At 61.2% G+C, this 24272-nt stretch carries 24 protein-coding genes; 15 read left to right on the top strand and 9 right to left on the bottom strand.

Annotation, left to right across the window (positions count from 1 at the left end):
* Nucleotides 1-203: 203 nt before the first annotated feature.
* The 8 genes from V3W39_RS08505 to V3W39_RS08470 all read left to right on the top strand — a co-directional run bounded on the left by V3W39_RS08505 (nucleotide 204) and on the right by V3W39_RS08470 (nucleotide 9376).
* On the top strand, nucleotides 204-983 hold the full coding sequence (locus V3W39_RS08505; protein ID WP_177079208.1) for a gamma-glutamyl-gamma-aminobutyrate hydrolase family protein: 780 nt from the start codon (nucleotides 204-206) through the stop codon (nucleotides 981-983).
* 39 nt (nucleotides 984-1022) lie between these two features.
* Nucleotides 1023-2381, top strand: a complete 1359-nt coding sequence (locus V3W39_RS08500; protein WP_177043813.1) for a glutamine synthetase family protein — start codon at nucleotides 1023-1025, stop codon at nucleotides 2379-2381.
* A 58-nt stretch (nucleotides 2382-2439) separates the two neighbouring features.
* On the top strand, nucleotides 2440-3804 hold the full coding sequence (locus tag V3W39_RS08495) for an aspartate aminotransferase family protein (RefSeq protein ID WP_177079209.1): 1365 nt from the start codon (nucleotides 2440-2442) through the stop codon (nucleotides 3802-3804).
* Between the two features lie 207 nt (nucleotides 3805-4011).
* Complete coding sequence (locus tag V3W39_RS08490) at nucleotides 4012-5106, top strand: polyamine ABC transporter substrate-binding protein (protein WP_177043883.1); 1095 nt, start codon at nucleotides 4012-4014, stop codon at nucleotides 5104-5106.
* 164 nt (nucleotides 5107-5270) lie between these two features.
* Entirely contained in the window at nucleotides 5271-6365 is a 1095-nt protein-coding gene (locus tag V3W39_RS08485; RefSeq protein WP_177043814.1) for a polyamine ABC transporter substrate-binding protein, read from the top strand.
* 67 nt (nucleotides 6366-6432) lie between these two features.
* Nucleotides 6433-7575: an ABC transporter ATP-binding protein gene (locus V3W39_RS08480; protein ID WP_003195240.1), complete on the top strand. Its 1143-nt coding sequence runs from the start codon at nucleotides 6433-6435 to the stop codon at nucleotides 7573-7575.
* The gene (locus V3W39_RS08475; protein ID WP_177043815.1) at nucleotides 7572-8492 is read left to right on the top strand and encodes an ABC transporter permease subunit; all 921 of its coding nucleotides are present in this window, start codon (nucleotides 7572-7574) and stop codon (nucleotides 8490-8492) included. The genes V3W39_RS08480 and V3W39_RS08475 overlap by 4 nt, the downstream gene beginning before the upstream one ends.
* Nucleotides 8489-9376 (top strand): ABC transporter permease subunit, encoded by an 888-nt coding sequence (locus V3W39_RS08470; RefSeq protein WP_177043816.1) that lies wholly within the window; start codon nucleotides 8489-8491, stop codon nucleotides 9374-9376. Before V3W39_RS08475 ends, V3W39_RS08470 begins: the two co-directional genes overlap by 4 nt.
* 142 nt (nucleotides 9377-9518) lie before the next feature.
* On the opposite strand, the gene V3W39_RS08465 is transcribed toward V3W39_RS08470, so the two are convergent.
* Nucleotides 9519-10160, bottom strand: a complete 642-nt coding sequence (locus tag V3W39_RS08465) for an HD domain-containing protein (RefSeq protein WP_177043817.1) — start codon at nucleotides 10158-10160, stop codon at nucleotides 9519-9521.
* 254 nt (nucleotides 10161-10414) lie between these two features.
* Between V3W39_RS08465 and V3W39_RS08460 the strand changes: the two genes are divergently transcribed.
* On the top strand, nucleotides 10415-11380 hold the full coding sequence (locus V3W39_RS08460; protein WP_330212500.1) for a GlxA family transcriptional regulator: 966 nt from the start codon (nucleotides 10415-10417) through the stop codon (nucleotides 11378-11380).
* Here the strand turns inward: V3W39_RS08460 and V3W39_RS08455 are convergent.
* On the bottom strand, nucleotides 11358-11711 hold the full coding sequence (locus V3W39_RS08455; RefSeq protein WP_016973032.1) for a carboxymuconolactone decarboxylase family protein: 354 nt from the start codon (nucleotides 11709-11711) through the stop codon (nucleotides 11358-11360). The genes V3W39_RS08460 and V3W39_RS08455 overlap by 23 nt on opposite strands.
* A 99-nt stretch (nucleotides 11712-11810) precedes the next feature.
* On the opposite strand from V3W39_RS08455, the gene V3W39_RS08450 reads away from it, so the two are divergent.
* Nucleotides 11811-12713, top strand: coding sequence for an AraC family transcriptional regulator (locus tag V3W39_RS08450; protein ID WP_259195531.1), 903 nt, complete (start codon nucleotides 11811-11813; stop codon nucleotides 12711-12713).
* A 160-nt stretch (nucleotides 12714-12873) separates the two neighbouring features.
* Here the strand turns inward: V3W39_RS08450 and V3W39_RS08445 are convergent, their stop codons facing one another.
* Nucleotides 12874-15228, bottom strand: coding sequence for a penicillin acylase family protein (locus tag V3W39_RS08445; protein ID WP_330212499.1), 2355 nt, complete (start codon nucleotides 15226-15228; stop codon nucleotides 12874-12876).
* A 226-nt stretch (nucleotides 15229-15454) separates the two neighbouring features.
* Here V3W39_RS08445 and V3W39_RS08440 point away from each other — a divergent pair, with 226 nt between their 5' ends.
* Both V3W39_RS08440 and V3W39_RS08435 read left to right on the top strand, forming a co-directional pair.
* A complete protein-coding gene (locus V3W39_RS08440) occupies nucleotides 15455-16540 on the top strand; it encodes a GNAT family N-acetyltransferase (RefSeq protein ID WP_177079214.1) in 1086 nt (361 codons plus the stop codon).
* The gene (locus V3W39_RS08435; RefSeq protein WP_330212498.1) at nucleotides 16537-17418 is read left to right on the top strand and encodes a hypothetical protein; all 882 of its coding nucleotides are present in this window, start codon (nucleotides 16537-16539) and stop codon (nucleotides 17416-17418) included. The genes V3W39_RS08440 and V3W39_RS08435 overlap by 4 nt, the downstream gene beginning before the upstream one ends.
* Here V3W39_RS08435 and V3W39_RS08430 read toward each other — a convergent pair.
* From V3W39_RS08430 to V3W39_RS08415, 4 genes are all read right to left on the bottom strand, one after another.
* Nucleotides 17408-18634 (bottom strand): DegT/DnrJ/EryC1/StrS family aminotransferase, encoded by a 1227-nt coding sequence (locus tag V3W39_RS08430; protein ID WP_177112449.1) that lies wholly within the window; start codon nucleotides 18632-18634, stop codon nucleotides 17408-17410. The two genes, V3W39_RS08435 and V3W39_RS08430, sit on opposite strands and share 11 nt — an antisense overlap.
* On the bottom strand, nucleotides 18631-19044 hold the full coding sequence (locus tag V3W39_RS08425; RefSeq protein WP_177043825.1) for a DMT family transporter: 414 nt from the start codon (nucleotides 19042-19044) through the stop codon (nucleotides 18631-18633). The genes V3W39_RS08430 and V3W39_RS08425 overlap by 4 nt, the downstream gene beginning before the upstream one ends.
* A complete protein-coding gene (locus tag V3W39_RS08420; protein WP_177043826.1) occupies nucleotides 19044-19400 on the bottom strand; it encodes an EamA family transporter in 357 nt (118 codons plus the stop codon). Before V3W39_RS08420 ends, V3W39_RS08425 begins: the two co-directional genes overlap by 1 nt.
* A 109-nt stretch (nucleotides 19401-19509) precedes the next feature.
* Nucleotides 19510-20094 carry a DUF6436 domain-containing protein gene (locus V3W39_RS08415; protein ID WP_177043827.1) on the bottom strand — a complete coding sequence of 195 codons (585 nt, stop codon included), beginning with the start codon at nucleotides 20092-20094 and terminating at the stop codon, nucleotides 19510-19512.
* A gap of 112 nt (nucleotides 20095-20206) precedes the next feature.
* On the opposite strand from V3W39_RS08415, the gene V3W39_RS08410 reads away from it, so the two are divergent.
* On the top strand, nucleotides 20207-21148 hold the full coding sequence (locus V3W39_RS08410; RefSeq protein WP_330212497.1) for an alpha/beta hydrolase: 942 nt from the start codon (nucleotides 20207-20209) through the stop codon (nucleotides 21146-21148).
* A 103-nt stretch (nucleotides 21149-21251) separates the two neighbouring features.
* Here the strand turns inward: V3W39_RS08410 and V3W39_RS08405 are convergent, their stop codons facing one another.
* Nucleotides 21252-22004: a DUF2059 domain-containing protein gene (locus tag V3W39_RS08405; RefSeq protein WP_177043829.1), complete on the bottom strand. Its 753-nt coding sequence runs from the start codon at nucleotides 22002-22004 to the stop codon at nucleotides 21252-21254.
* A gap of 131 nt (nucleotides 22005-22135) precedes the next feature.
* On the opposite strand from V3W39_RS08405, the gene V3W39_RS08400 reads away from it, so the two are divergent.
* Both V3W39_RS08400 and V3W39_RS08395 read left to right on the top strand, forming a co-directional pair.
* Entirely contained in the window at nucleotides 22136-22768 is a 633-nt protein-coding gene (locus tag V3W39_RS08400; protein ID WP_330212609.1) for a 2OG-Fe(II) oxygenase, read from the top strand.
* Nucleotides 22769-22770: 2 nt separating this feature from the next.
* The gene (locus V3W39_RS08395) at nucleotides 22771-23265 is read left to right on the top strand and encodes a DUF523 domain-containing protein (RefSeq protein ID WP_330212608.1); all 495 of its coding nucleotides are present in this window, start codon (nucleotides 22771-22773) and stop codon (nucleotides 23263-23265) included.
* Nucleotides 23266-23374: 109 nt separating this feature from the next.
* On the opposite strand, the gene V3W39_RS08390 is transcribed toward V3W39_RS08395, so the two are convergent.
* On the bottom strand, nucleotides 23375-24154 hold the full coding sequence (locus V3W39_RS08390) for a transporter substrate-binding domain-containing protein (protein ID WP_177079218.1): 780 nt from the start codon (nucleotides 24152-24154) through the stop codon (nucleotides 23375-23377).
* Nucleotides 24155-24272 lie beyond the last annotated feature (118 nt).

Genomic DNA, 24272 nt, shown 5'->3' with positions numbered 1-24272 from the left:
AGTCAAGCGAGGCCTTTTTTGCCCTAAAAAAGCGCCATGAGGGCTTTTTTGGGGCTTTTTGGGGCAGTTTTTTGGGATTGGGGCTCTTGGAACCAGCACGTTTGAGCGGGCCGTGTTGTATTTTTTACGGGGGTGTTGTGTAAAAAAATGAACAAGGCTAAGCTCGATTCAAACCCATAACAGCAATAATACCGGGGTGCTTCATGTCTCGCCTGCCGTTAATCGGCGTCACCGCCTGCTCCAAACAGGTCGGTCTGCATGCTTATCACATCAGTGGCGACAAATACGTCCGTGCAGTGGCCACCGCTGCCAAGGGCTTGCCATTGATCATTCCGTCCCTGGCGGATGTGCTCGACCCGGCCAATATTCTTGACGGCCTGGACGGCATTCTTTTTACCGGCTCACCTTCCAACATCGAACCCTTTCACTACGACGGTCCGGCCAGCGCGCCCGGGACTGCTCATGATTCTGCACGGGACCAAACCACCCTGCCGCTGCTGCGTGCCGCCATCGCGGCCGGCGTTCCGGTGCTGGGGATTTGCCGTGGCTTCCAGGAAATGAACGTGGCGTTTGGCGGCAGCCTGCACCAGAAGGTTCACGAAGTGCCGGGCATGATGGATCACCGCGAAGACGACACCCAGCCGCTGGACATCCAGTATGGCCCGGCGCACCCGGTGGCCATCTCCCCGAATGGGGTATTGGCAAGCCTGGGCTTGCCGTCGACGATCCAGGTCAACTCGATTCATTCACAGGGCATCGACCGCCTGGCGCCGGGTTTTCAGGTCGAGGCCACCGCGCCGGACGGCTTGATCGAAGGCTTTTCGATCCCCGCGGGCAAGGCTTTTGCTTTAGGAGTGCAATGGCACCCCGAATGGCAGGTAAGCTCTAACCCGCACTACCTCGCAATCTTCCAGGCATTTGGCAATGCCTGTCGAAAGCGGGTGATGCAACGCGACGCGGATGCTGCGTCAACTTACGCCTGACCTTTAATGGATGTCAGGAAACACAGCCCAGAGGCATTTATGAGTAACAACCTCGACCAGCTCACCGATTGGTTGAAAGACCACAAGATCACAGAAGTCGAATGCATGATTGGCGACCTCACCGGCATCACCCGGGGCAAGATCTCGCCGACCAACAAGTTCATCGCCGAAAAAGGCATGCGCCTGCCCGAAAGCGTTCTGTTGCAGACCGTGACCGGCGACTATGTCGAAGACGACATCTATTACGAATTGCTCGACCCGGCCGACATCGACATGATCTGCCGCCCGGACGAGAACGCGGTGTACCTGGTGCCCTGGGCCATAGAGCCTACCGCCCAGGTGATCCACGACACCTACGACAAGCAAGGCAACCCGATCGAGCTGTCGCCGCGCAACGTGCTCAAGAAAGTCCTCAAGCTCTACGCCGACAAAGGCTGGCAGCCCATCGTGGCGCCGGAGATGGAGTTCTACCTGACCAAACGCTGCGAAGACCCGGACTTCCCGCTGCAACCGCCGATTGGCCGCTCCGGTCGCCCGGAAACCGGCCGCCAGTCCTTCTCTATAGAAGCCGCCAACGAATTCGACCCGTTGTTCGAAGACGTCTACGACTGGTGCGAGCTGCAGGAGCTGGACCTCGACACGTTGATCCACGAAGACGGCACCGCGCAGATGGAAATCAACTTCCGTCACGGCGATGCATTGTCCCTGGCCGACCAGATCCTGGTGTTCAAGCGCACCATGCGCGAAGCGGCGCTCAAGCACAACGTGGCGGCCACCTTCATGGCCAAGCCCATGACCGGCGAGCCCGGCAGCGCGATGCACCTGCACCAGAGCATCATCGATATCGCCACCGGCAAGAACGTCTTCTCCAATGAAGACGGGAGCAAGAGCGAGCTGTTCCTGCATCACATCGGTGGCCTGCAGAAATTCATCCCCGAGTTGTTGCCGCTGTTCGCGCCCAACGTGAACTCGTTCCGCCGCTTCCTGCCCGACACTTCGGCGCCGGTCAACGTGGAGTGGGGCGAAGAAAACCGCACCGTTGGCCTGCGGGTACCGGATGCCGGCCCACAGAACCGTCGGGTGGAAAACCGCCTGCCGGGCGCCGACGCCAACCCGTACCTGGCGATTGCCGCCAGCCTGCTGTGTGGCTACATCGGCATGGTCGAAGGCATCAGCCCAAGTGCGCCAGTGGTTGGCCGTGGTTACGAGCGCCGCAACCTGCGCCTGCCGCTGACCATCGAAGACGCCCTGGAACGCATGGAAAACAGCAAGACCATCGAGAAATACCTGGGTCACAAATTCATCACAGGCTACGTCGCGGTCAAGCGGGCCGAGCATGAAAACTTCAAGCGCGTGATCAGTTCGTGGGAGCGGGAATTCCTGCTCTTCGCCGTCTGATGCGCCGGGCGCGCCCTTTAAACGGCGCGTCCTCACCTGAAACATCTAGGAGATTGGTATGTCCAGCAACAACCCGCAAACCCGTGAATGGCAAGCCTTGAGCAGCGATCACCACCTGGCGCCGTTCAGCGACTTCAAGCAATTGAAAGAGAAAGGCCCACGGATCATCACCAAAGCCCACGGCGTTTACCTGTGGGACAGCGAAGGCAACAAGATTCTCGACGGCATGGCCGGCCTGTGGTGCGTGGCGATCGGTTACGGTCGCGACGAACTGGCTGATGCGGCTGCCAAGCAGATGAAAGAGCTGCCTTACTACAACCTGTTCTTCCAGACGGCCCACCCGCCGGTGCTGGAACTGGCCAAAGCCATCTCCGATATCGCCCCGCAAGGCATGAACCACGTGTTCTTCACCGGTTCCGGCTCCGAAGGCAACGACACCATGCTGCGTATGGTCCGCCACTACTGGGCGATCAAAGGCCAGCCGAACAAGAAAACCATCATCAGCCGCAAGAATGGCTACCACGGCTCCACCGTGGCCGGCGCGAGCCTGGGCGGCATGACCTACATGCATGAACAGGGCGACTTGCCGATCCCGGGCATCGTCCATATCGCCCAGCCGTACTGGTTCGGCGAAGGCGGCGACATGAGCCCGGAAGAGTTCGGCGTGTGGGCGGCCAACCAGTTGGAAGAGAAGATTCTGGAACTGGGCGTGGACAACGTCGGTGCCTTTATTGCCGAGCCGATCCAGGGCGCCGGTGGCGTGATCGTGCCGCCTGCCAGCTACTGGCCGCGCATCAAGGAAATCCTCGCCAAGTACGACATCCTGTTCGTGGCCGATGAAGTGATCTGCGGCTTTGGCCGTACCGGTGAGTGGTTCGGTAGCGATTTCTACGACCTCAAGCCAGACATGATGACCATCGCCAAGGGCCTGACCTCGGGCTACATCCCGATGGGCGGCCTGATCGTGCGCGACGACGTGGTTGCGGTGCTGAACGAAGGCGGTGATTTCAACCACGGTTTCACCTACTCCGGTCACCCGGTGGCGGCGGCTGTCGCCCTGGAAAACATCCGCATCATGCGCGATGAACAAATTGTTAAGCGCGTTCACGACGAAACGGCACCCTATTTGCAAAAGCGTCTGAGGGAACTGGCTGATCACCCGCTGGTGGGTGAAGTTCGCGGTGTGGGCATGCTCGGTGCGATCGAGTTGGTACAGGACAAGGCAACACGCAAACGTTACGAAGGCCGTGGCGTTGGCATGATCTGCCGTACGTTCTGCTTCGAGAATGGCCTGATCATGCGCGCCGTGGGCGACACCATGATCATTTCGCCACCGCTGGTGATCAGCAAGGCCGAGATAGACGAGTTGGTGACCAAGGCGCGGCACTGCCTGGACCTGACTTTGGCGGCATTGCAGGGCTAAATGCTAGGCTCAGAACGCAGCGCCGGTTGGGCGCTGCTTCTGGGATGTTAGAAAAGTGGGGCATTGGTTGAAAGCCGGCCCTTGAACTTGCCAGACTGTCGCCCTGTTTTGTTGCCCTTAGACGGGCTGCGAAACACGTTGTACTTAAAGAACGAACGTGGCCCAAAAAAGAAAAAATTGGAGCATGACCGAATGAAGGCATTAGGTTTGAAGAACGCTGGCAAGACCCTCCTGGCCTTGTCCCTGATGGGGGCCATGGCAGGCGCGGCGCACGCCGACGATAAAGTGCTGCACGTTTATAACTGGTCCGACTACATCGCACCGGACACCATCGCGAACTTTGAAAAAGAGTCCGGGATCAAGGTGGTCTATGACGTGTTCGACTCCAACGAAACCCTGGAAGCCAAGTTGCTGGCAGGCAAGTCCGGTTACGACATCGTCGTGCCGTCGAACAACTTCCTGGCCAAGCAGATCAAGGCCGGTGTTTACCAGGAACTGGACAAGTCCAAACTGTCGAACTACGACAACTTGAACAAATCCCTGCTTAAAGCCGTGTCCGTCAGCGACCCGGACAACAAGCACGCCTTCCCGTACATGTGGGGCTCGATCGGCATCGGTTACAACCCGGAGAAGGTCAAGGCCGCACTGGGCATCGACAAGATCGACTCGTGGGACACCATCCTCAAGCCGGAAAACCTCGCCAAGCTCAAAGGCTGCGGTGTGAGCTTCCTCGATTCGCCAACCGAAATGCTGCCGGTGGCGCTGCATTACCTGGGCCTGCCGACCGACACCCAGAAGAAAGAAGACCTCAAGCAAGCCGAGGCGCTGTTCCTCAAGCTGCGTCCTTCGATCGGCTACTTCCACTCGTCCAAGTACATCTCCGACCTGGCCAACGGCAACATCTGCGTAGCCGTGGGTTACTCGGGTGACGTGCAACAGGCCAAGTCCCGCGCGGCTGAAGCCGGTGGCAAGGTCAAGGTTGCCTACGACATTCCGAAAGAAGGTGCCGGCAGCTTCTACGACATGGTCGCCATCCCTAAAGATGCCGAAAACGTCGACGCCGCCTACAAGTTCATGAACTACCTGCTCAAGCCGGAAGTCATGGCGAGCATTACCAACAGCGTGCGTTTCCCGAACGGTAACGAGAAAGCCACCGCACTGGTCGACAAAGACATCACCAGCGACCCGGGTATCTACCCGCCGGCGGACGTGCAAGCCAAGCTTTATGCAATTGCTGACTTGCCGGCTGCTACTCAGCGGGAAATGACCCGCAGCTGGACCAAAATCAAATCGGGCAAGTAAGCCGACTTGATACCCGTTTTGTTAACCGCCGCGATGCGCGCGGTGGTTAACAAAACAATTTAATGACAGAAAGTTTTGCCGGATCGGTTTATCGAGGGTAAGTTGCGCGCCGGTTTTGTTGCCGGGCAACAACTTCGGGCCCAACTATTTAAGAGGACCTCCACTTGCCAATTTCTTTATTTCGCAAAGCCATGCTGGTGGGTGCAGGTATCACGCTGGCTGTCAGCGTGCAGGCCGCGCCGACTGTGCATATTTATAACTGGTCGGACTACATCGGCCCCGACACCCTGGCCAACTTTGAAAAGGCCACCGGCATCAAGCCGGTCTACGACGTGTTCGACTCCAACGAAACCCTGGAAGGCAAGTTGCTGGCCGGGCGTACCGGGTATGACGTGGTCGTGCCGTCGAACCACTTCCTCGGCAAGCAGATCAAGGCCGGGGCGTTCCAGAAGCTCGACAAGTCGCAGCTGACCCACTACGCCAACCTCGACCCGGCGCTGCTCAAACGCCTGGAAAAAAATGACCCAGGCAACCAGTACGCCGTGCCGTACCTGTGGGGCACCAACGGCATTGGCTACAACGTCGACAAGGTCAAGGAAGTGCTGGGCGTCGACCATATCGATTCCTGGGCCGTGCTGTTCGAGCCGGAAAACATGAAGAAGCTGGCCACGTGCGGCGTGTCGTTCATGGACTCGGCGGATGAAATGCTGCCGGCGGTGCTCAACTACATGGGCCTGAACCCCAACAGCACCAACCCTGAAGACTACAAGAAGGCTGAAGAGAAACTCCTGAAAGTGCGTCCGTACGTGACCTACTTCCATTCTTCCAAGTACATCTCGGACCTCGCCAACGGCAACATCTGCGTGGCGGCCGGCTTCTCCGGTGATGTGTTCCAGGCCAAGGCCCGTGCGGCCGAGGCGGGCAAAGGCGTGAACATCGCCTACGTGATTCCCAAAGAAGGCGGCAACCTGTGGTTCGACGTGCTGGCCATCCCCAAGGATGCGACCAACGTCAAAGAGGCCCTCGCCTTCATCAACTATTTGCTGAAACCTGAGGTGATCGCTCAGGTCAGTGATTACGTCGGTTATGCCAACCCTAACCCAGGGGCGGACAAACTGATGGAGCAATCGATACGCACTGACGAAGCGGTTTACCCACCGCAGGCGGTTCTCGACCGGACTTTTGTCAACTTCGAGCTACCCCCGAAAGTGCAACGTTTGATGACCCGTAGCTGGACCAAGGTCAAGACGGGCAAGTAAGGCTCAAACTATCCAAGGCTCGTCCGTATTGGGCGAGCTGCACTCTTTTTTTCTGGGAGTTTCGTAAATGGCAGTTGCCTCCGGCGCCTATAAGAAAGCCCTCGAGGGCGACCAGACACCGAAAAAGGTGCTGGTCAAAATCGACCGGGTCACGAAGAAGTTCGACGAGACGATTGCCGTGGACGATGTGTCCCTGGAAATCAAGAAAGGCGAGATATTCGCCTTGCTCGGCGGATCGGGTTCGGGCAAATCCACCTTGCTGCGCATGCTCGCAGGCTTCGAGCGCCCAACGGAAGGACGCATTTACCTCGACGGTGTAGACATCACCGACATGCCGCCCTACGAGCGGCCGATCAACATGATGTTCCAGTCCTACGCCTTGTTCCCCCACATGACCGTGGCCCAGAACATCGCGTTTGGCCTGCAACAGGACAAGATCCCCAAGGCCGAGGTCGACGCCCGCGTGGCCGAGATGCTCAAGCTGGTGCAGATGAGCCAGTACGCCAAGCGCAAGCCGCACCAGCTGTCTGGTGGCCAGCGTCAGCGGGTGGCGTTGGCGCGTTCCCTGGCAAAGCGTCCGAAACTGCTGTTGCTCGATGAGCCGATGGGCGCATTGGACAAGAAGCTGCGTTCGCAGATGCAACTGGAGCTGGTTGAGATCATCGAGCGCGTAGGCGTGACCTGCGTGATGGTGACCCACGACCAGGAAGAGGCCATGACCATGGCCGAGCGCATCGCGATCATGCACCTGGGCTGGATCGCCCAGATCGGCAGCCCGATCGACATCTATGAAACGCCTACCAGCCGCCTGGTGTGCGAGTTCATCGGCAACGTCAACATCTTCGACACCCAGGTGGTGGACGACGCCGAAGGCCACGCGGTACTCAAGTGCCCGGACCTGGACCGCGACATCTACGTCGGCTACGGCATCGCTACCTCGGTGGAAGACAAGTCGGTGACCTACGCCATCCGCCCTGAAAAGCTGCTGGTGACCACCGAAATGCCGACCTGCGAGCACAACTGGTCCAGCGGCAAGGTGCACGACATCGCCTACCTGGGCGGCCACTCGGTGTTCTACGTCGAATTGCCGAGCGGCAAGCTGGTGCAATCCTTCGTGGCCAACGCCGAACGCCGTGGCCAGCGCCCAACCTGGGGTGACCAGGTGTACGTGTGGTGGGAAGACGACAGCGGCGTGGTACTTCGCTCATGAACATGAAGAAGTTCAAACGCCAGCTGCAACGAATAACGCCCGGTGGCCGGCATGTGGTCATCGGGATCCCTTTCCTCTGGCTGTTCCTGTTCTTCGCGCTGCCGTTCTTCATCGTCTTGAAGATCAGCTTTGCCGAAGCCGACGTGGCGATCCCGCCGTACACCGAGATCTACACCTTCGTTGAACAGAAACTGCAGTTGGTGCTGAACCTGGCCAACTACGGGATGCTGGGCGATGACGAGTTGTACATCGCGGCGTACCTGGGCTCGCTGAAGATGGCGTTTTTCAGCACCATCCTTTGCCTGCTGATCGGCTACCCGATGGCCTACGCCATTGCCAGCGCCCGCAAGGAAATCCAGACCGTGCTGGTGCTGCTGATCATGATGCCGACCTGGACGGCCATCCTGATCCGCGTGTATGCGTGGATGGGCATCCTCAGCAACAACGGTTTGCTCAACAGCTTTTTGATGTCCATCGGGCTGATCAACGAACCGCTGCAGATCCTCAACACCAACATCGCGGTGTACATCGGCGTGGTTTATTCGTACCTGCCGTTCATGATCCTGCCGTTGTACGCCAACCTGGTGAAGCACGACCAGAGCCTGCTGGAAGCCGCATCGGACCTCGGTTCGAGCACCTTCAACAGCTTCTGGAAAATCACCGTGCCGCTGTCCAAGAACGGCATCATCGCCGGCTGCATGCTGGTGTTTATCCCGGTGGTGGGCGAGTTCGTGATCCCGGAACTGCTGGGCGGTCCGGAAACCCTGATGATCGGTAAAGTGTTGTGGCAAGAATTCTTCAACAACCGTGACTGGCCGGTGGCGTCTGCCCTGGCGGTGGTGATGCTGGCGATCCTGATTGTGCCGATCATCCTGTTCAACCGCAGCCAAGCCAAAGAGATGGAGGGCAAGATATGAAGCGCGTCAGTTTCTCAAGCTTCATGCTGGTGGCGGGGTTGCTGTTCATCTACCTGCCGATGCTGATCCTGGTGATCTACTCGTTCAACGAATCCAAGCTGGTGACAGTGTGGGGCGGTTGGTCGGTGAAGTGGTACGTCGGCCTGTTGGACAACACCCAGTTGATGGGCTCGGTGGGTCGCTCCCTGGAAATTGCCTGCTACACGGCGATCGCGGCGGTGGCGCTGGGTACGTTGGCGGCATTCGTGCTGACGCGTATCAGCCAGTTCAAGGGCCGCACGCTGTTCGGCGGCCTGGTGACGGCACCGCTGGTCATGCCGGAAGTGATTACCGGCCTGTCGCTGTTGCTGCTGTTCGTGGCCATGGCGCAGATGATCGGCTGGCCCCAGGAACGTGGCCTGGTCACCATCTGGATTGCCCACACCACGTTCTGTTCGGCGTATGTGGCGGTGGTGGTGTCGGCGCGCTTGCGTGAGCTGGACCTGTCGATTGAAGAGGCGGCAATGGATTTGGGGGCGCGGCCATGGAAGGTGTTCTTCCTGATCACCATCCCGATGATCGCGCCGTCGCTGGCGGCGGGCGGCATGATGTCGTTCGCGCTGTCCCTGGATGACCTGGTGTTGGCCAGCTTCGTGTCGGGGCCGGGCTCGACCACGTTGCCGATGGAAGTGTTCTCGGCGGTGCGCCTGGGGGTTAAACCCGAGATCAACGCCGTGGCCAGCCTGATTCTGTTGGCGGTGTCGCTGGTGACCTTCCTGGTGTGGTTCTTCAGCCGTCGTGCCGAAGAACACCGCAAGAAAGCCATCCAGCAGGCGATTGAAGAAGCGGCTGCGGATGGTTGGGAGAAGCCGGCGGACTCGCGTCGTGCACCGGCACCGGTCTAACTGACGGAACCGGCTTTAAAAATGTGGGAGCTGGCTTGCCTGCGATGGCGGTGTATCAGTCAACAAATTAGTCGACTGTCACACCGCCATCGCAGGCAAGCCAGCTCCCACAGTGGTTTTGTGGTGTTTACAAGGTTGTGTTTCAGGCCACCCAAGGCGACTTGCGAATCACCTCGACAAAGTTCATCGGCTTGAACCCAGGCTCCTGATCCACCAACACATCGGTCTTCACGTTGCCAAACGTGGTCTGCGGGCGATGGCGCAAGCCGTCGGCAAACGCGCAGATGATGCACTCCTTGAACCCTTCACCCCGAGGGTGCGCATGCACCACGGCTTCGCGCTGCACGCTGCTGAACGCCGCGTACTCCATCCCCAGCACGTCCATTTCCACGCCGGCCGTCACTAGCGCCACGGTCGGACGCAGATGCTTGGGCACACCCGGTGTGGTGTGCAGGGCGATCGACAACCACACTTGCTCGATATCGTCGTCGCTCAACCCGTACGGCTTGAGAAAGTCCGCCGCGGCGTTGGCGCCGTCCACTTCAAAACGCTCGTCGTCACTGCGGTGCCCGTCCACCAGGCCCAAATCGTGGAACATCGCGCCGACGTACAACAACTCCGGGTTATAGGCCAACTGCTGGCGCTCACCGCTCAAGGCGCCGAACAGGAATACCCGGCGGGAGTGGTGGTACAGCAGGTCGGATTCGATGTCGCGGATGTATTCGGTGGTGGCCTTGGCCAGGGCGCTGTCCGGGATCTTGATGCCGGCGATGGTGGTGCTCATGGTCGTTCTCCTCAAGAAAGCGCCGGGGTTGGCGCTGATGAGTCCAGTCTGGTCGCGCACCCGCGAGGGGGCTACCGCGGCGAGGGCGCGATCCCGGCCAATGTGCCGCGATATCGCGCCAAGCAGCCTGTGGGAGCTGGCTTGCCTGCGATGCGGCCAACGCGGTCTGTCAGTTAGACTGAGGTGATGCCATCGCCGGCAAGCCAGCTCCTACAGGGGTTTGTGTTTATTCAGTTGAAAAGGTGTTCCTGCTCATGGGCAAAACCGTCGCCATCCTGATCTTCCCCGGCGTCCAGTCACTGGACGTGACCGGGCCCCTGGATGTGTTCTGTGAGGCCAACCGGTTTCTGCCGCCCGGGGAGCATTACCAGCTGGAGGTGATTGGCCTGGGGCACGGCAACATGGCCTGTTCCAACGGTTTGTCATTGCAGGCGCACCGGCATTTCAGCGACGCCCTCGAGCCTTACGACCTGCTGTTGATGGCCGGCGGGCCGCAGCTGCCGTTCGAGGATTTTGGCCCGGTATTCAATCAATGGCTGCGGGACGCCAGTGCTCGAGCGAAGCGCTTCGGCTCCATCTGCAACGGTGCCTTCCTGCTCGCCCGCGCCGGGTTGCTGGACGGGCGCACGGTCACCACCCACTGGGGCGACGCCGCCGATCTGGCCAGCTTATGCCCGTCGGCCCAGGTGGAAGCCGACCGCCTCTATGTGCAGGACGGCAACCTCTACACCTCCGCCGGGGTGACGGCGGGCATTGACCTGTCGCTGTACCTGCTGGCCCAGGACCACGGCTCGGAAGTGGCCCTCAGCGTGGCCAAGCGTCTGGTGGTGTTTACCCAGCGTTCCGGCGGGCAGTCGCAGTTCAGCCCGTTTCTCACGCCCCACGCCGAAGCCACCTCGGCGGTGGCATTGGTGCAGCTGTACGTATTGGCCAACCTGACGGGCGACCTGACCATCGCCGACCTGGCCAAGGCGGCGAACATGAGTGCGCGCAACTTCTCGCGGGTATTTGCCCGGGAAGCGCAGATCACCCCGGCGGAGTTCGTCGAGCGGGCGCGGGTGGATGCGGCGCGGGTGATGCTGGAAAGCACCCACGCACCGCTCAAGACCGTGGCGTATCAGTGCGGCTTTCGCGATGCCCAGCACATGCGCAGTGTGTTCAATCGCCGGCTGGGCGTGACGCCGCAACAATTCCGGCTTAACTTTGCGGCGCCGGTTTGAGCGTGTCGTAGGCTTCCAGGGCGCGCAGCGAGTAGATGTACGCCGCACCGGCGTTCAGCGAGATCGCCGTGGCCAGGGTCGCGGCCACTTCTTCGCGGGTGGCACCGGCCTTGATCGCCGCGTCGGCATGTACACCGATGCAACCGTCACAGCGGGTGGTGATGGCCACGGCGATGGAAATCAGCTCGCGGGTCTTGGCATCGAGGACGTTGTTTTCCTCGGCAGCTTCCCCCAGCGCCATGTAGGCTTTGACCATCTTCGGGTTGCTCTTGCCCAGTGCGCCAAAGGCTTTCTTCACGGTAGGCAGCAAGTCGGACCAGTTATTGAACATTGCGTTAACTCCTCAGCGGGTTGGGTATGAAGCCAGTGTGCCCGGTGCAGGTTTGCTGCTTTTGTTCGATCCACTCACCTTTTTGACCGATGCTCGCAAATGAACTCCATCGACACCTTGATCGCCCTGGCCAACCTGCGGGGCAGCCTGGACCTGCGTTGCCAGTTCCAGGGCGCCTGGGCCATGGACCACGAGCCCGAGCCGCTCGGCGTGGCGCCGTATCACATCGTGCTGGCGGGCACCTGTCGCGCCGAATTGTCCGGCGGCCAGCAAGTGACGCTGGAGGAGGGCGACATCCTGTTGATGCCCGGTGGCGCGACGCATCTGGTGCGCAGCCAGGGCGCGCGGGTAGAGCCGGTGGCGCAGACCGTGATCAAGGGCGGCCTGCTGCCGATCCATCGCCTGGGGAGTGATCAGCCGGACGTGGACATGCTCTGCGGCAGTTTTCGCTACAACCGCCAGTCGCTGTTGTTCAGTGCGTTGCCGGACTACCTGGTGGTGTCCAGCCGGCAGTGGCAGGCCGATGGACAGTTGGCGGCACTGATCGCCTTGCTGCGCAGCGAGGCGGACGGTCAGCAGTTGGGCGCGCGGTTTTTTATCGATGCGCTGTCGTCGGCGTTGTTCACCCTGATTTTGCGGGCCTGGCTTACGCAGCAAGCCCCGGCGGCGGGCACCTTTGCCTTGCTGGCCGACAAACGTCTGGGCAAGGCCTGGCAGGCGATGTTGGCCGAGCCCGGGCATGAGTGGACCATCGACAGCCTGGCCAGCGCCGCGTCGATGTCCCGGGCGACGTTCATGCGGGCGTTTGTCAAAGTGGCCGGCGTTTCGCCGTGGGTGCTGCTGACGCAATTGCGCATGGAGTTGGCGTTCAACCTGCTGCATCAGTCGCGGCTGAGCCTGACGGACATCGCCGCCCAGGCGGGGTATCAATCCCAGGCGGCGTTCAGCAAGAAATTCAAGGAAACCTACGGTGAGGCGCCGGGGCGGCTTCGAGCACGGTAGATGCCACGATGGAGCGCTAAATGTGGGAGCTGGCTTGTGTGGGAGCCGGGCTTGCCCGCGATGGCATCACCGCGGTGTAACTGAGATACCGAGGCGCCTGCATCGCAGGCAAGCCAGCTCCCACACAAGCCAGCTCCCACACAGTCCGTATTTCAACCACCTATCTGGCAGGCAACAGCTTCAGCGTACTGCGGGTATTCGCCGTCACTTCCTCATCATTGAAATGTGCCTGCTCATACCCGCCTTCGATATACGTTTCCGCCTGGTCGGCGTAGTGCTTGTCGAACGGCACGCCACTCTGCCCGACCGGGTTGATGGTCAGCGCATGCGCAGCGTCGGCGAAGTCGATCAGGCGCCGGGTCGATGGGCCGTAGGTCACTGGCCACGGCGCCGGGCCGATCTGTGCCGACAGGTTGTTGGGCACTTCATGGGTACCGGGAGCGGCAAACGGGCCGACGTTGACGATCTTGTCCAACGGCTTCTGCGAGCCCAGCGGATGGCCGTGGGTCAGGGTGTGGGCCTTGCCCCACTGCCACTGCGACGGGTCATCGCCGAAGGTCGCCTTGAGGTGTTGCAGGCTGTTGTCCCAGGCGAGCTTGACGGTGTCGGCGCGGTGGCCGTCCCACCAGGGCGAATCCGCTGAAGCCGTCAGGCGCGGCAAGGCGGCGTCCACCACGCGGGTGCTCAGGAGCGTCTTGAACATCGCGCCCCCCAGTTTCGGGCGAAACGCTGCATCGGTGAGGTTGAACAGGAACTGGTTGAACAGCGTGGCACTGGTGGAGTCCAGCGGGTAATCACCTTTCCACGTTGCCAGTTGCTCCACCAGTTTCAACTGCGCCGGGTCCTTGACTACTTCACGCAGCACCGGCAGCAGCGGCGCCAGCAGTCGCGGGCCGTAGGCGGTGGTGGTGCCGAGCTGCAGGGCCTGGCTGTTCTCCACGTCCCATTTCACGCTGTTGTCGCTCAGTTGCGCGTTCAGCTGCTGGCCACGGTCGGCGAGGTTGTAATAACCGGGGATCGGCATGCCGGTGGGCGACGCCGGCTGGGCGTTGGCGGATACCACATAACCCCGCGCCGGGTTTTCTTCCTGGGGATTGGCGCTGAACGGGTAGAACCCGAGTTTGTCCGCCTGGGCGGTGCTGCCGTCGAGGATAAAACCCGGGTTGACCCCCGCCGGGCGGATCGGCAATTGCGCTGCCGCCCACCAGCCGATATCGCCCTTGGCATTCGCCCACACGATGTTCAGGCCAGGCGCCTGGACCTTGGCCGCCGCCGCCCGGGCCTTGGCCAGCGTGTCGGCACGGTTGAGCTGGTAGAAGCCGTCGAGGATCGGGTTCTCGGTATCGAGGAACGCCCACCACATGGCGATCGGGGTCTTGCCGGCGTTTTCCCCGAGTACGTCATTGATGATCGGGCCGTGGGGCGAAGTGCGCAGGGTGAGGGTTACCGGGTCCTGGCCCTTGACCGCGATCTGCTGCTCGCTGCTGGTCATGTCCACCCACTTGTCGTGGTACCAGACCTGGTTGGGGTTGTCCGGGTTGACCTTCTCGGCGATCAGGTCGAGGTCATCGTTCTGGAACATGGTCAGGCTCCAGCCGAAATCCTTGTTGTGGCCCAGGAACGCCACCGGCACCAGCGCGTTGTGATAACCGTAAAGCTCGAAGCCCGGCGCCGACAGCTGCGCCTCGTACCACACCGACGGCACCGAGAAGCGAATATGCGGGTCACCCGCCAGCAACGGCTTGCCGCTCTTGGTGCGGCTGCCGCTGATGGCCCAGGCGTTGCTGCCTTCGAACTGCGGCAGGCCGTTGTCGGCCAGGGCCTGTTCGCTCAATTGGGCGATGGCGCCGAGGTCTTTCCAGTCTCCGGCCGCCAGGTTCAGCGCGCCCTTGGGCTGCCAGTCGAGGTCGAATACTTTCAGGTAGTCGTTGCCCAACTGGTCGCGCACGTAAGTCAGCAAGGGTTCGGTGCGAAAGGCGGCGGCAAAGCTGTAGGCCAGGTAGCCGGCGACGCTGATGGTGTCTTCGGCGGTAAACGGGCGCTTGGGGATGCCCAGTACGTCGAACTCCATGGGGCTGGCGTGGCGGTCCTGATACTGGTTGACCCCGTCCAAGTAGGCTTGCAGGGCCTTCCAGGATGCCGACTCATGGTCCATGTGCTCGACGTAGCTCAAGGCGCGTTCGCGGATGCGCAGGCTGCGGAACAGTTTGTCGGTCTCCAGCAGCTTGGGGCCCAGCACTTCGGCCAGTTCGCCACGGGACAGGCGCCGCATGATTTCCATCTGGAACAGCCGGTCCTGGGCGTGCACATAGCCGAGGGCGCGGTACAGGTCGGTCTCGTTCTCGGCGCGGATATGCGGCACGCCACGGTCGTCGTAACGCACGGTGACCGAGCCTTGCAGGTGGGCCAGCTCCACCGTGCCCTGGCGGGTCGGTTGCTTGCTGTACACGTACCAGCCGGCGCCCACCATAAGGGCGACGAGCAGGATGGCCAGCGCGGTCAGGATGCGTTTCATGGGTTGTCCCTTATTAGTGATCCGGGCAGTTTAGTGGGTTTGGCGAGCGGTGAGGAAGAAGCTGTTGGCTTTGCGTTCCCTGAACCTCACCTGCATGAAGTTGGGGTTCTGAAGTTCGACGCGGATGGGCGGGTTATTATGTTTGCTCTGTTACATGAAGCCCGCTGCGCCGTGATCAACCAGGCCATCCGGGCGCGCCTTTGCTATCACTTTCGGAATGCAATTTATGTCAGATCCCAGCCGTGCACAGGTGCCTTATGCCTGCTGCATGGAAACGCCAGCGCTGATCAGCAGCTTTTTGCGCCACCCGCCGGTGGGCTTCAATGCCCAGCTGTCAGCACAGGGACTGCCGTACTTTTTCACCCGGTTCGACCTGCTGACCACCGCCGACGATGAGCTGCGTGCCCGCCTGCACAGTTGGCCGGGGTATCGGTTGTGGCAGTCATGGCTGCATATCGACACCTGCTTTGTCGGCACCACGGTCAGCGAATATTCCCCGTTCCCGCTGAGCGTGCCACCGCAGGACCTGGCGCAATGGCTGCAACAGGAATGCGCCCCGCAACGCAAACTCACCATCGTCAAGGATGTGCCGCTGGATTCTCCGCTGCTCAGCGTCGAGGACAATCGCTATGCACAGGCGTTGATCGAAGCCTGCACCCAGCGCGGGTTCATCAGCGTGGAGGGCCAGGCGCTGGCCTACGTGCCCATCGACTTCACCTCGACCGACGAGTATCTGTCGCGCTTGTCCCACAGCCGCCGGCGCAATATCCGCCGCAAGTTGCGCAGCCGTGAGGCATTGCGCATTGAAATCCTGGACACCGGCGATGCGCGGTTCAGCGACGAGCAATGGCAGCAGGAGCTGTATCGGCTGTACAAGGCGGTGTATGCGCAGAGCGAAATCCACTTCGATCTGCTCACCCCCGAATTCTTCATCCAGTTGCTGACCGATGCCGACAGCGGTGGGCATGTGTTCTGCTATTGGGACGAGGATGAGCTGGTGGGCTACAACCTGTGCTACCAGCAAGACGGCAAGCTGCTCGACAAGTACATCGGCCTGAACTACCCGCTGGCGCTGGAGCACAACCTGTACTTTGTCAGCTGGTTTGTGAACCTGGAATACGCCCTGGAAAAGGGCCTGCAGTTTTACGTGGCGGGCTGGACCGACCCGCAGGTCAAGTCCAGCCTCGGCGCCAAATTCACCTTCACCCGCCATCTGGTGTGGGTGAGGAACCCGCTGTTACGCAAGGTGTTGAACCGCTTCCGTCACCACTTTGAAAGCGACATGCAATGGCAGCAGGAGCAAACCTCATGAGCCAGGCCCGCCCGGCGTTGATCCTCGATTTTGATGGCGCGGTGAGCAACATCCCTGGCGCCATCACCCTGCCGATGCAAACCTGGCAGGAGAAGATTCGTTTCGGCTGCCGCTGGGCGCAGTTCAAGGAACTGGAGAACGCCCTGCAAGCGCAGATGCCCAGCGACTACGGCTGTGTGTTTACCGGCAGTGGCGATTATCACCACCTCAGCCAGCTGTTGTTGAACCGCCTGCCCAGCCAGCAAAAAATCCAGCTGATCATTTGCGACAACCACCCGGACAACATGCGTTATCCGTTTGGCATCCATTGCGGGTCCTGGGTCTACTGGGCCAGCCGCCTGCCGCAGGTCGAGCATGTTCACGTGCTGGGCATTGGCTCGCCGGACATTTCCCTCAAGCACGCCTGGGAGAATCACTGGTCGCCGCTGGTGAAACGCAAGCTGACCTACTGGAACACCAACGTCGATACTCGCTGGTTGAACTGGATCGGCGCGGGCCGCAGCAACCGGGCCTTCAGCAATGCCGACGAGTTGATGAGCGCGTTCCTGGCGCAGCTCGACCGGTCGCTGCCGGTGTATCTCTCCATCGATAAAGACGTGTTGAGCCCGGAGGTGGTGAACACCAACTGGGACCAGGGCGAGTTTCTGGAGAAGCACCTGAATCAGCTGATCGATGCATGCCAGGGCAGCATCATTGGCGCCGACATTACCGGTGACGTGTCGGCCTACCACTACCAGAGCAAGTTCAAGCGTTGGCTGAGTGCGTCGGATGGCCAGGAAGAATTGCCGGAGAACCAGGTGGTCATCTGGCAACAGCAGCAGAATGAGTTGAATGCACGCTTGCTGACCCGTATCGATCAGAGCTGGGTCAGCGCTTAAGAATCCGCCGCAGATGATCCAGCACCTGCTCAAACAGCTCGTCTGTCAGCCAGTGGCTGTTGCTGATCGATAGCGTCTGGGCGGCGAAGCTTTGCGCGCAGGGGATAGCGGCGCCTGGCTGTAACAGCGAAGTGAGTGCCGGGTAGCCCGGCAATACGTGGATAAACAGGCGGGTGACGCCCAGGCCCGCGGTCCACAGCTGCGCCATGGCGGTATCGCGGGTTTGTGCGCTGGGCATCACCACCATCAGGAACGGCCAGGTGCCTTGCTGGCCCGGGCCGTCGGTCAGTACCGACACACCGGGCAGGCTGTTGAGCAACGCCACGCGACGCAGCGCTCGCAGGCGCCCTTGCTGCAAATGCTCGGGCAAGCGTTTCAGCGCTGCGGCGCCGACCTTCTGGCGATAGCCGCCCAGGCGATGCAGCGGAATGTCGTTGACGGAAAAGTCGTCGCCCACCGCCGCCACTTCATCGCCCCGCGCCAGCGCCGCCCGCAGTGGATTGCCGTACACGTACTTCAGCCCGCGGGGCTGATAGGCCGCGGCATAGCCCCACAGCTCGGCGCTGCGTTGCAGTTCCCAGCGCAGGCTGAAGGGCAAGTCCTGCCGGCATTGCCGATGCAACGCCTGATGCAACGCGGCATCCCGGCTGAACAACACGCCACCTTCGGCCGTTGTCAGGCCTTTGCCCAGCGCCATGCTGAAAAAGCCGATGTCGCCTTTAAGCCCGACGCTTTTGCCCTCATCCCGCGCGCCCATGGCCTGGGCGGCATCCTCGATGACGGCTACGCCGAAAGGCTCGGCAATGCGTGTGGCGGCATCCACATCCGCCACGCGCCCGGCGAGGTGGGTGACGACGATGGCCAAGGTGTTTTCGTTGCACAGCTGCGCCAGCTGTTGCTCGTCGAGGTCGATGCTGCCCGGCTTTAAATCGCACGGCACCACGCGTAACGGCGGGCAGTGATGGGCCGCCAGGGCCACCAGCGGGCAGGTATAGGCCGGCACGATCAGCTCGGTGCGCCCAGGCATGCGCTGCTGCAACACGCGCAGCGCCATGATCAGCGCGGCGGTGCCGGAGCAGGGCAGGGCCGGCAGCGGGATATCGAGTTGTTGGGCCAGGTCGCGGGCCAGGTCGCCCGAGCGGTTGAACAAATCCTGCCAGCGCAGGGGAAGCCCCGCCGTCGGCGGAATCTCCCGCTGGCCGGCAACGCGGGTCATGAGGCCAGCGTCTGCGAGGGTTCGGCCTCGACGGTCTTGCTCTCTTTGTCTTCACTGCGCGCCAGGCACAGGATGCCCGCGATAATCAGCGCGCCCCCGACGATTTTAGGCAGGGTCAAGGTGTCGTTGAACAGCCACACGGAAATCAGCGTCACGCTGATCAGCTCCAGGTGGGACGCCGCAAATGCCGGGCCCACCGGCGCGTACTTGAGCAAGGTCATCCAGGTAAAAAACGCGCCGATGTAGCCCACGAAGGCGCCGTAGATCCACGGGGCACCGAACACGCGTACCAGCCACGCGGCGTCCATGGTCAGCGGCTCGGCATGAATCGAGGCGAATTTGAAACTCACCTGCGCCAACGTATCGAAAATGATCAGCGACAGAAAACCCAGGATATAAAAACGCTTCATTACTCAAACCCCACGACGGTCACGCCACAGGCGATCAGCATGATGCCGATCAACCGCCATTTGGTCAGGCTTTCCTTGAACAGGAAACGGCCCGCAATCATGATCACCACGATATTGATGGAGCCCAGCATCACGCCCACCGACAACGGTACCAGCGTCAGGAACGCCAGCCACAACACGAATTCGAAGACGTAGCAGATCACGCCAATCCAGATCCAGGGCCGCTTGAGCATATGGCGCCAGTGGGCCATGCCGTCATGCTCGGCACTGGCTGAGGCAGCGGCTTTAAATGCCAGCTGGCCGGACGTATCAACAATGACGTTGAGTATCCAGAGGATGATGGTTAATTGGCTCATGTGTTCCCGTGTCGTCAGCTGGTACGGCTAGCTGCTTACGATACAGCAGCATGCCGATACAGTTGTCCGAGTTTGCCGAACGAACAGCGTCTGTTCAGCTTGCGCCCGGTCAGGGTGGCGACGTTTCGCCGCTCCACTCGCAATAGCAGCCCACCGCCAGGGTGTGGGTGGCATTGACCTCGCGCCCGCCTTCGAGGGCTTGCAGGATGGGTTCGATAAAACTGTTGCTCGAATTACACGTCAGCCCTTCGCTGTAGGGCCCGAAATACGCGAGCTTGCCGCTGCGGTCCCAGATGCCCACGGCGGGGCTTGCGGGCAGGTGCTGGGCGCCGGGTACGGCCTTGAGGGCCTTCATCGCGCCGAGGGTGGCGGGCAGCTGGCCGTGGCTGCCGGCTTTCTGCAGGGAATAGAACTCCACGCCCCGGGGCGCGTACTGCTCGATCAGTTCGCCAAGGTGCTGCTGGTTGCCGACGTTGCACGGGCAGGCCGGGTCCCAGAAGTGCACCAGGCGGATCGGGCCGGGGCCGGCAAGCTCGGCGGGCAGGCTCAGGCTGTCACCGGAAAACACCGCCGTATGCTCACTGAACGCCCGCAGGTAACGACCCTGGAACCAGTCATACGCCGCCCATAACACGCCGGCGCAAATAATCACGATCAGGCTGGCGAAGAGGGTGGTGCGGTAGGGCTGTCGCATTTTGGATCAATCCTCGGAGGACGCGTAGCTTGCCATGCTTGCCCTGACAGATGAATATCGCGACTCGATATTCATCTGTTCAATGCGTTGAAGCCACAGTCTGGAAGTTTTTATGCCCGTTACGTTTGACCCTGATCATCTACGCGAAAGCTTGCGCCCCCTGGTGGACGCGCAGCCGCTTTCTGCCGAGGCCCGGGTCTACCAGCGCTTCTACGGCCTGGACCTGGCGACCCGCAAGTTGCCGCCAGTGAGTCGCCTGGGGCGCTTTGCGGTGGACGGGTTCGAGGTGGTCTGCCAGGTGTGGTGGCCGCCCGTTCCGGTGGCGACGATGTTTTTGTTCCATGGCTTCTACGACCATATGGGCCTGTACCGCCACGCGGTGGATTGGGCGTTGGACCAGGGTTTTGTGGTGATCGCCTGCGACTTGCCGGGCCATGGCCTGTCCAGCGGCGAGCGGGCCAGCATCGATGATTTTGCGGTGTATCAGGACGTGGTGCAGGCGCTGTTCGAACAGGCCAGGTCGTTGCAGTTGCCGCAGCCCTGGCACCTGTTCGGGCAGAGCACTGGCGGCGCGATTGTGGTGGATCACCTGCTTGACCATGGCACTGACAGCCCGGCCCAGGGCAAGACGTTCCTGCTCTCGCCGCTGGTGCGGCCTCGTGCCTGGGGCTGGTCGCAGCTCAGTTATTACCTGCTTCGGCCGTTCGTCAAAGGCATCGCCCGGCGTTTCAGCGATAACACCAACGACCCGCAGTTCAAGCCGTTCCTGGAAGCCGACCCGCTGCAACCGCGGCAACTGCCGACTGCCTGGGTGGGCGCCCTGGCGCGTTGGATCAAGCGCATTGAAGCGGCGCCACGCAGTACGCGGCGGCCGTTGATCGTGCAGGGTGAAGAGGACATGACGGTGGACTGGCAGCACAACCTGAAAGTGCTGCGCAGCAAGTTCGACCAGCCGGAAGTGTTGATGCTGCCGCGCGGCAGGCATCACTTGGCGAATGAGATTCCGGAGATTCGGCAGCAATACTTCAGGTTTCTCACCGACCACCTGAAATAACGCTGTTCCCTGTGGGAGCTGGCTTGCCTGCGATAGCGGTGTATCAGGCCACACGTTCATTACTGACCCACCGCTATCGCAGGCAAGCCAGCTCCCACATCGTTTACGGTGCCAGGCTTGAAGTACTTTGCCCCACCGCCAGCCCGGCCCGAATCGCCGCCAATGCCGCCTTGTAGTACGCCTTGCCATCCGGCGACTCCGCGAACGTCGCGAACTCCTCCAGCTCCGGGTCGGACAAATCCCGGTAGACATACAGCAGCGTGTTGTTCAAATCATTGCCAATCTGCTGCATCAAGCGCTCGCGCTGGCCGTTCAACATGCCTTGAGCCTGACCGCCGCCCAACAGGCCGGGGATCATCTGGCTCAAACTGTCGGCGGCCACTCCGGCGATCGCCAGGCTGACCTCAGCCCCGGCTTCCCGCGCAGGCAGCGCCTGGGCCAGGTGGCCGATGATCAGGCTGCGGGTGGCGTCGGCTTCCATGTGCGGCAAGCCCTGGGCATTCTTCGCCAATTGATCGCGGCGGGTCGCCAGCAACTCGGCGGCGACAATCTTGCGGCCGAGGGGCGACTGGAAAAAGGCCAGGGCCGGCTTCGGGTCCGTCAAATTCTTGCGCAGCTGCGCCTCGGCCCGCTGGTCTACCGACTGGGGCGCAAAGCGTTTATTGCTGTTGTCCACCAGCGCCTGATACACGGCGGGCGGCAAGCTGTTGCGGTAGCGTTGCTGGGCGGCACTGAGGGCGTCATTAAAATGCGCGCGCTGGTCTGCCCAGCCGGCGACCTTGTACAACTGGTCATGGCCGTCTGCCCAAGCGGGCAAAACGCAGAACATCAGCAAGGAAAAAAACAAACGACGCATATGGACTCCTGTCAGTCGGCCACTATTGTCCGTGTCGGGCGTAGGATTTGTCGAGAAATCCTATCGGTCACCTGACTAAAGTGTATTCAGACGCTCGGCGGCTCTGTCGGATTCACAGGCGTATGGATACTATGCGCGCCATGTCCATACCCTCCGATCACCCGCTGCTGTTACGCATTGTCGATGACCTGGCCGCACAAGGCTGGTCGCAGCAGAATATCTTCCTGCCCGAGGCTCTGACCCTCGAACTGGCGGCTGAGTGCCAAAAACGCGCCGCCGAAGGTGAATTGGCGCCGGCAGCCGTCGGACGCGGGCCGTCCCAGGAGATTCGCGAGGGCATTCGGGGTGACCATATCCAATGGCTGGAGCCGGGCGAAGTGGTCGCCTGCGACAACTACCTGGAGCTGATGGACAGCCTGCGGGTGGCGATGAACCGCGGCCTGTTCCTGGGGCTGGAAGATTTCGAAAGCCACTTCGCGATGTACCCGCCGGGGGCGTTTTACCTCAAGCATGTGGACCGCTTCCGCGATGACGACCGGCGCATGGTGTCGGCGGTGATCTACTTGAACAACGCCTGGCTGCCGGAGCACGGCGGCCAGTTGCGCATGTACCTCAAGGGCGACGTCGAATACGATGTGGTGCCCACCGGCGGTTGCCTGGTGGTGTTCCTGTCGGGGGAAATCCCCCATGAAGTCATGCCCGCCACTCGCGAACGCCTGTCCCTTACCGGTTGGTTTCGCCGGCGGGGTAACGAGCCGTTCTGATGATGCAAAAGATTCTGGTCAGCCGCTGCCTGCTGGGGCATCGGGTACGCTACGACGGAGGGGCCAGCGGGCCTTTCGACCAGTTGGCCGCGTGGCAGGCCGAAGGCCGGGTGGTTGCCGTGTGCCCGGAAGTGGCGGGTGGCTTGCCGACGCCGCGCCCGTCTGCCGAAATCCCCGGTGGGCAGGGCATTGATGTGTGGGAAGGCCGCGCCCAGGTGCTGACGGCCCAGGGCGAAGACTTCAGCGAAGCCTTCCTCGATGGCGCCCGGCAGGCGTTGGCGTTGGTGCAACGCCACGGCATCCGGGTTGCGGTGCTCAAGGCCAACAGCCCGTCTTGCGGCAACCTGCTGACCTATGACGGCACCTTCACCGGCGTGAAGGTGACGGGTGAAGGTGTGACGGCGGCGCTGCTCAAGCACCATGGGGTGCTGGTGTTCAGTGAGCTGGAGTTGCCCGAGGCGGCAGCGGCCCTGGCAAGACTCTCAAGCCCGACATAGATCAAAATGTAGGAGCTGGCTTGTCTGCGATAGCGGTGTATCAGCCTACATTTCTGGTGCTGACCCACCGCTATCGCAGGCAAGCCAGCTCCTACACTGACCGAGTCGTTTATTCGGCCCTGGCCACCGGCTTGCTCGCATCCATCCCGAACCACTTCTCCGACAGCGCCGTCAGCCGGCCATCGGCCTTCACCCGTTGCAGGGCCTTGTCCAGGCTGGCCTTGAACGCCGGGTTACCCTTCTGGAACGGAATCGCCAGGCTCAACGTCGGGCCCACATCTGCGCCTCCCTTCACCGGTAACTCGCTGTCGCGAATCGCGTAGGGAATCAGCAAGCGGTCACTGATGGCGGCATCAATCTGCTGGTCGGCAACGTCCTTGATCGGCTGTTTGGCATCGGCATAACTGCGCAGATCAACGCCCTCGGCGGTGCGCGCCTGTTCCACAAACTGGCTGCCCTGGGCCACGCCCAACGCCTTGCCCTTGAGCGCCGCAAAGCTGCCCAGCGGGCGTTGTTCCTGCTTGCGCACGATGAGTTGCGCGCTGGAGTAGCTGTAGGGCTCGCTGAAGTCGAAACGATCCGCCAGTTCAGGAGTCATAGCGATATGGTTGATCGCCACGTCGTACTTGGCGCTTTCCACGCCAGCCAGTAACTCGGCGGCATCGACGGTGATAAAGGAGGGGCGTACGTCCATTTCCTTGGCCAGCAACTCGCCCAGTTCCACTTCAAAACCGGTGAGTTTGTCGCCTTCCTTGAAATTGAAGGGCGGGGTGTTGGCTTCCAGGGCGATGCGCAGTTCCCCGCGGTCAAACACATCGTCGATCAGTTCGGCATGGGCCAAGGGGCTCACAAGGGGCAATAAAAGTAACAGGCCAGGCAGGAAGCGCATGGTCTCTCCTAAAAAATTCGAATGAGCGAGGCGTTGTTCAGGCTCGCTTTGCTATGGTGTTGAGTGCCTTGGACAGCAATTTGTCGCGAAGTTGTCATAACCCTACAGATTAAACTGG

Source organism: Pseudomonas sp. Z18(2022) (assembly GCF_036346535.1).
Lineage (GTDB): Bacteria > Pseudomonadota > Gammaproteobacteria > Pseudomonadales > Pseudomonadaceae > Aquipseudomonas > Aquipseudomonas yamanorum_A.
This window is presented reverse-complemented; position numbering and strand designations above follow the sequence as displayed.

Bases quoted from the DNA above. Each gene is read 5' to 3' on its own strand.
- V3W39_RS08505 (WP_177079208.1), top strand. From the start codon at position 204: ATGTCTCGCCTGCCGTTAATCGGCGTCACCGCCTGCTCCAAACAGGTC.
- V3W39_RS08500 (WP_177043813.1), top strand. From the start codon at position 1,023: ATGAGTAACAACCTCGACCAGCTCACCGATTGGTTGAAAGACCACAAG.
- V3W39_RS08495 (WP_177079209.1), top strand. From the start codon at position 2,440: ATGTCCAGCAACAACCCGCAAACCCGTGAATGGCAAGCCTTGAGCAGC.
- V3W39_RS08480 (WP_003195240.1), top strand. From the start codon at position 6,433: ATGGCAGTTGCCTCCGGCGCCTATAAGAAAGCCCTCGAGGGCGACCAG.
- V3W39_RS08475 (WP_177043815.1), top strand. From the start codon at position 7,572: ATGAACATGAAGAAGTTCAAACGCCAGCTGCAACGAATAACGCCCGGT.
- V3W39_RS08470 (WP_177043816.1), top strand. From the start codon at position 8,489: ATGAAGCGCGTCAGTTTCTCAAGCTTCATGCTGGTGGCGGGGTTGCTG.
- V3W39_RS08465 (WP_177043817.1), bottom strand. From the start codon at position 10,160: ATGAGCACCACCATCGCCGGCATCAAGATCCCGGACAGCGCCCTGGCC.
- V3W39_RS08460 (WP_330212500.1), top strand. From the start codon at position 10,415: ATGGGCAAAACCGTCGCCATCCTGATCTTCCCCGGCGTCCAGTCACTG.
- V3W39_RS08455 (WP_016973032.1), bottom strand. From the start codon at position 11,711: ATGTTCAATAACTGGTCCGACTTGCTGCCTACCGTGAAGAAAGCCTTT.
- V3W39_RS08450 (WP_259195531.1), top strand. From the start codon at position 11,811: ATGAACTCCATCGACACCTTGATCGCCCTGGCCAACCTGCGGGGCAGC.
- V3W39_RS08445 (WP_330212499.1), bottom strand. From the start codon at position 15,228: ATGAAACGCATCCTGACCGCGCTGGCCATCCTGCTCGTCGCCCTTATG.
- V3W39_RS08440 (WP_177079214.1), top strand. From the start codon at position 15,455: ATGTCAGATCCCAGCCGTGCACAGGTGCCTTATGCCTGCTGCATGGAA.
- V3W39_RS08435 (WP_330212498.1), top strand. From the start codon at position 16,537: ATGAGCCAGGCCCGCCCGGCGTTGATCCTCGATTTTGATGGCGCGGTG.
- V3W39_RS08430 (WP_177112449.1), bottom strand. From the start codon at position 18,634: ATGACCCGCGTTGCCGGCCAGCGGGAGATTCCGCCGACGGCGGGGCTT.
- V3W39_RS08425 (WP_177043825.1), bottom strand. From the start codon at position 19,044: ATGAAGCGTTTTTATATCCTGGGTTTTCTGTCGCTGATCATTTTCGAT.
- V3W39_RS08420 (WP_177043826.1), bottom strand. From the start codon at position 19,400: ATGAGCCAATTAACCATCATCCTCTGGATACTCAACGTCATTGTTGAT.
- V3W39_RS08415 (WP_177043827.1), bottom strand. From the start codon at position 20,094: ATGCGACAGCCCTACCGCACCACCCTCTTCGCCAGCCTGATCGTGATT.
- V3W39_RS08410 (WP_330212497.1), top strand. From the start codon at position 20,207: ATGCCCGTTACGTTTGACCCTGATCATCTACGCGAAAGCTTGCGCCCC.
- V3W39_RS08405 (WP_177043829.1), bottom strand. From the start codon at position 22,004: ATGCGTCGTTTGTTTTTTTCCTTGCTGATGTTCTGCGTTTTGCCCGCT.
- V3W39_RS08400 (WP_330212609.1), top strand. From the start codon at position 22,136: ATGCGCGCCATGTCCATACCCTCCGATCACCCGCTGCTGTTACGCATT.
- V3W39_RS08395 (WP_330212608.1), top strand. From the start codon at position 22,771: ATGCAAAAGATTCTGGTCAGCCGCTGCCTGCTGGGGCATCGGGTACGC.
- V3W39_RS08390 (WP_177079218.1), bottom strand. From the start codon at position 24,154: ATGCGCTTCCTGCCTGGCCTGTTACTTTTATTGCCCCTTGTGAGCCCC.